We start from the raw sequence: 5,397 nt of genomic DNA, 5'->3' as shown, positions 1-5,397 counted from the left end.
CCGTTCCGGAACGGCGAGAGCGGTGACCTGTTCGGCGAGAGCGAGCGCCGCGCGCTCCTGGTCGCTGAAATACTGCGACTCCCACCACGCTGCGACGACCGCGAGTCGATCCGTCGTCTCCCCCTTGGCGAGGGCGTCGCGGGTGTGAAGTCGAAGGCAAAAGGCACAGCCGTTCAGCTGGGAGACGCGGATCTTCACCAACTCCACCAGGAGCGGGTCTGCTTCCGCCGTTGCCAGGGCCGCCTTCACTTCCGCGTCCAGCTTCGTCAGGCTCTGATAGACGGACGGGTGCTGTTTGCCGAGATTCACGCTGGTCATGATGTTCCTTTTGATTAGGCTGTCGAATGGTTGCGGGTCCGGGCACCCACACCGATGGTGCTGAACGAGAAGATCGCACGCTGTCTTCCGGTGCGTCGCGGTCACGCAGACCACGCCGACCCCATGATGCGATCAACCATGCTCACACGGCGGAAGCCGGGAACGAAGTGCTCCAGTACGTCGGCATTCACCGTGCCGTACGTGGTGTCCGGCCGATGTCTGAGCCCGTCGACGAAGGCACGCAGAAATTCGTTCTTGAAGTCACCCCGCGGATGGGCAGCGGTGACCTCCGCGACCTGGTCCGGGTCCAGCCCGTCCAGACCCAAGCCGACCACATCGGTGAGGACTCCGAAGTTCGTGGCAGCGACCTCGTCCCCCATCCGGCCGGGAATCCCCGGCGTGGTGTGCAGCGCGATCGCCGTCCAAACCACCTCAGCGGCGGCATCGGAGAAACCACGATCGAGCAGGAACTTGCGAGCGTGATCGGCTCCATCGAGCTCGAACCGCTGCTCCACGGCCGAGAACGGCCTGAGCAGACCCGTGTCATGGAACAGCGCCGACAGATACAGCAACTCTGGGTCCGGCCGCAGGCCGAGCTCGCGGGCCCGCAGCGTGCTGAAAATGAACACGCGCCGCGAGTGATGGAAAATCAGCGGGTTCGTCGTCTCCCTGATCAGAACAGTGGCCTCGGCCGCCGCCTGCGTCTCGGGAATCTCCACTTCTGCGATGATCTCGGTCATGAGCCCTGCACTTTCAGGTTTCGATGTTGTAGAACAGACGATGTCTCCGTCCCTCAACGGTGCCGCACACCCGGCCTCCGGCGCCGCCTCGGTCCGGCCATGACCCACCCGAATCCGGACAGGCGATGAGCGTGCACACCAGCCCCCACCCACATCGGGTCGCGATCCTGGTCTACGACGGGGTGAAACTACTCGACGTCGCCGGCCCCGCCGAAGTGTTCGCGGAAGCGAATCGATGCGGCGCCGACTACCAGATCGCGCTCCTGTCACCGACCGGTTCGGACGTGGCATCGTCCATCGGCATAAAGATCTCCGTCGACGGCGACGCAGGATCGGAACCGGCACCCGACACCTTCCTCGTCGCCGGCGGCGACATCTACCCCCGAACCACCATCGCCCGCGACCTCGTCGACGCCACAAACACCCTCGCCACACGAGCTGCTCGGGTCGGCTCCATCTGCACCGGGGCGTTCATCCTCGCGGCGGCCGGCCTCCTGGAGGGCAAACGCGCGACCACGCACTGGAAGGTCGCACACGAACTTGCCGTCCGACACCCGACGACCCACGTCGAACCCGACTCGATCTATGTTCGCGACGGCACCACCTACACGTCCGCAGGCGTCAGCGCCGGCATCGACCTCGCGCTGGCACTCGTCGAAGACGACCACGGCCCCGACCTGACACGCGACGTCGCCCGACGCCTCGTGGTCTACCTGCAGCGCGCGGGCGGACAATCACAGTTCTCCGCCCCACTCCAAGGCCCGCCGCCGCGCACACCAGCCCTCCGCCGAATCGTCGATCTGGTAACCGCGGACCCGGCCGGCAACCACTCGCTCCCCGAACTCGCCGAACACCTCAACATGAGCCCCAGACACCTCACCCGACTCTTCCGCACCGAACTGTCCACCACGCCAGCCCGATACGTCGAACTGATCCGATTCGACATGGCAAAGGCCCTCCTCGACCAAGGACACAACGCAACACAAGCAGCATCACTCGCCGGATTCCCCAGCTACGAAAGCCTACGAAGAGTCTTCGCACGAGAGCTGTCGATGTCACCGACCGCGTACCAACACCGCTTCGGCACCGCACACCGCACGGACGCAGGATAACCATGGCCACCGTACCGAACGGAATGACGATCATCGGGCGTCACTTCCTGGACACCGGCCAACTTCGGCCGGGCGTCGAACCATCGCCGCCCTCTGCCCGTAGGTCGGGCGCACCCCACGGGCGTCCATGGAGCGGTGCGTGACGATCTCCCGTCACGCCGCTCAGTGTCACTGCTGATTGGCGCTTCTCACGACGGCACCGTGTGGTCGTTGTGTCTGCCACGGCCGAGAGCTGCGCTGATCCCAAGGCGAGTCGTATCCCGGAATGTCAAGTCTCGACCCGACGGGATACGGCTCGCACCATCCACGTTAAACCACACCCAGACTGACCTCAATGGCCAGTTCGGGGGCGGTTTCTCGACGAATGCCGCCGCGCAGCCCGACGCATGGCAACAGCCCGCGCGGTGGCTACCCTGACACCGCACATGGCGACAAGTATGGGAGTACCCATGCAGGCCGGAGTGCGTTCACTGTCACCCGTGCGCGCCGATCACGGCCACCAGCCTCGTCAACACGTACCGCTGGACGAGCTCCATGAAGACCGCCCCTGACTCGAGCCCAGCGCTCCCCGCTTCCGACCCGGCGAACGGCGGCGTCTCCATATATCCCTGGGACCGATACAACGCGTGCGCCGCCGTCATGAAACGAAGCGACTCGAGACGAACCGTGACAAACCCCTCTCTGCGTACATCATCGAGCAGCCGCCCCACCAACGCCCGCGCCACACAATCGCCACTTGGCTTCCAGCCACCAACAATCGGCCCCGGGGCCCGATGATCGTCGGTAGCTCTGCCATGAACGCCCCCGTGCATCCGATCTGCGGAATCCGCCCGCACAGGGCGACCGAGCATCCCGGCCAATCGCTCACCGGCCCAAACCCAGTACTCCTGAATCAACAATCAACGGGTCGACCTCACCGGCGGCGCAGAGATCCGTTACGTACCCGGGTTGCCACTGCTCCGGACCTTCGGAACCCGCAGCGCACGGGACGCTCCGGTGATGCGTCTGTCATCGCGGCCACCTTTCACGTCACCGAACCGAAGCTTTCCCATTCATATGAGGCCACTCGCAGAACATGCGGCCAGGGAACGTGTCCAGGAGTTCGACCGTGAGACCAGTCGTCATCTCACAGTGTCGCCCGCCGTTTGCGGAACCTCACCGGTTGCGGATCGGTGAGAGATCGTTAACCGAGGCTGGGATGGGCGCACGGAATCCGGCGTCCGTCACTCATGGCGACGACAACGGCCGGCTTCTCACGCCACGGTGACCGCAGCACCGCGAGAACGAATCCGTCACGAGCGACATCCGCAACACATCCATCGAGGGAACTTGCCACTGAAATGCTGCGAACTCTGGCTCGGGCTCCGACCTTCAGCACGCGCCACCGTTCAGGTCCCCTGCGCGGGCGCATCCACCGATGCAGGGTGTGCGTGATCTACCGGGTTCACCGGTTTGCGCACGAAGGCGCATGCGGCGATCAGCACGAATGAGAGGATCCCGGCGACAAGGAAGACCATTCGCACCCCCTCGGCGATGGCGTCCGGTGAATCGTGAGGGTGATCGGATCGTGAGGCGACGACCGTCATTACAGTGACGAACAGTGCCGTACCGGCGGCGCCGGCCACCTGCTGGAACGTGCCCACCACTGCGGAGCCGTGCGCATACAGGTGAGCGGCCACCGATCCCAATCCCGATGTCATCAGCGGTGTGAAGGTCGCCGCCAGGCCGAGGCACAGCGCCATGTTCGACAACAGCAACCACCACAATGAGGTGGACGTGTTCAACGTCGTCAGCATCCACACTCCGATGCTGACGAGGATCGAGCCGGGGATGACCAGCACGAGAGGACCGCGCCGGTCGTAGATGCGGCCCACGATCGGTCCCGCCAGACCCATCAGAAGGCCGCCGGGCAGTGTGATGAGACCTGTTTCGAATGGATCGAGGTGAATCACCGACTGCGCGAAGTAGGGAACGATGATGAAGGTGCCCATCATCGTTGCCATGCCGACCAGCATCGCGACGACCGAGATGCTGAACTGGCGGTATCCGAACACGCGCAGGTCCAGCAGGGCGCGGTCCTCGCGTTGCAGCCGGAGCTGTCGGGCGAGGAACCCGGACATCGCGACCGCACCGATGAGGAACGGCACCCCCACCGGGATAGTCGCGGATTCCTGGGCCGATTCGCCGATGCTCACCAGGCCGTACACCAGTCCACCGAATCCGAGTACCGCCAGGGGGATCGACAGGATGTCGATGCCGGCCTTGGTCGTCTCGGACACCGAAACAACGAATCGGGCGCCGAGGACCAATGTGACCAATGCGATGGGGGCAACGAATCCGAAGATCCAACGCCACCCGAAGTGGTCGAGGATGAAACCGGACAGGGTGGGGCCGAGAGCAGGCGCAACCGCGATGACAATGGAGATGTTGCCCATCATCGCGCCGCGGCGGGCGGGCGGCACCAGTGTCATGATCGTCGTCATCAGCAGCGGCAGCATGAGGGCTGTCCCGGATGCCTGCACGATGCGGGCGAACAACAGCACACCGAAGCCTGGTGCGGCGAACGCGATCAGCGTTCCCGCCGTGAACAGCGACATGGCGAGCACGAACAGAGTGCGCGTGGGGATGCGCTGGATGAGATAGCCGGTGAGCGGGATGATCACCGCCATCGTGAGCATGAATGCGGTCGTCAGCCACTGCCCCACGCTGGGATGTACGCCCAATTCGACCTGGAGGACCGGGATGGCGATGCTCATCACCGTCTCGTTGAGGATCACCACGAAGCTGGCCACCAACAGGACACCGATCACCTGGAGGTCTCGGCGTTCGATTCGGTCGTCGGCTCTTGCCTCGTCGTTCACGAGGCCAGTGGGTTCGGTCACGGTGGACCTTTCGGATGGTGGGAACTGAGGGCATCCCGGCGAACGACGGAAAAGGGGCAGGGCAGCCACCGAATCTACCGACCCCCGGCTCTGCCGCCAATTGTTTTTTCCGTGCCGACTTCGGGGCGACGCGGGACGCGGGCCGCCCAGCTCGGCGGCGGGTGAGACTGGGGGGCCCGCTCGCTGGTCTTCGCTGTGTACGAATGAACGGCGCCGGCATCTCCTTTCCGAGCGCACCAGGATTCGGAAACATCGAACCCCGACTCGACGCGGGACCACACCTTCTCCGTCGTCCCCTCGTCGGCGGCCGCGGGTGGAATGGCCCCTAGCCTCGATCTTTCCTGA

General features: G+C 64.6%; 5 protein-coding genes. 1 reads left to right on the top strand and 4 read right to left on the bottom strand.

Annotated elements, in window-relative coordinates:
- Positions 1 to 318: carboxymuconolactone decarboxylase family protein (locus AZG88_RS34760; RefSeq protein ID WP_061700371.1), on the bottom strand; the 318-nt coding region annotated here is incomplete at its 3' end.
- Between the two features lie 101 nt (positions 319 to 419).
- On the bottom strand, positions 420 to 1,058 hold the full coding sequence (locus tag AZG88_RS34755) for an HD domain-containing protein (protein WP_025432467.1): 639 nt from the start codon (positions 1,056 to 1,058) through the stop codon (positions 420 to 422).
- A gap of 125 nt (positions 1,059 to 1,183) precedes the next feature.
- On the opposite strand from AZG88_RS34755, the gene AZG88_RS34750 reads away from it, so the two are divergent.
- Positions 1,184 to 2,170: a GlxA family transcriptional regulator gene (locus tag AZG88_RS34750; protein ID WP_005241314.1), complete on the top strand. Its 987-nt coding sequence runs from the start codon at positions 1,184 to 1,186 to the stop codon at positions 2,168 to 2,170.
- A 473-nt stretch (positions 2,171 to 2,643) separates the two neighbouring features.
- On the opposite strand, the gene AZG88_RS54525 is transcribed toward AZG88_RS34750, so the two are convergent.
- A complete protein-coding gene (locus AZG88_RS54525; RefSeq protein WP_231914297.1) occupies positions 2,644 to 2,811 on the bottom strand; it encodes a hypothetical protein in 168 nt (55 codons plus the stop codon).
- 747 nt (positions 2,812 to 3,558) lie between these two features.
- Complete coding sequence (locus tag AZG88_RS34740; protein WP_005241311.1) at positions 3,559 to 5,052, bottom strand: MDR family MFS transporter; 1,494 nt, start codon at positions 5,050 to 5,052, stop codon at positions 3,559 to 3,561.
- Positions 5,053 to 5,397: the final 345 nt, after the last annotated feature.

Origin of the sequence: Rhodococcus sp. LB1 (assembly GCF_001583455.1) — a bacterium.
Taxonomy (GTDB): Bacteria; Actinomycetota; Actinomycetes; order Mycobacteriales; family Mycobacteriaceae; genus Rhodococcus_F; species Rhodococcus_F opacus.
The sequence above is the reverse complement of the archived record's forward strand: the minus strand, read 5'-3'. Positions and strand labels throughout refer to the sequence as shown.

What these genes read in the sequence shown, in the direction of transcription:
- AZG88_RS54525 (WP_231914297.1), bottom strand. Translation starts at nt 2,811, where the DNA reads ATGACGGCGGCGCACGCGTTGTATCGGTCCCAGGGATATATGGAGACG.
- AZG88_RS34755 (WP_025432467.1), bottom strand. Translation starts at nt 1,058, where the DNA reads ATGACCGAGATCATCGCAGAAGTGGAGATTCCCGAGACGCAGGCGGCG.
- AZG88_RS34750 (WP_005241314.1), top strand. Translation starts at nt 1,184, where the DNA reads ATGAGCGTGCACACCAGCCCCCACCCACATCGGGTCGCGATCCTGGTC.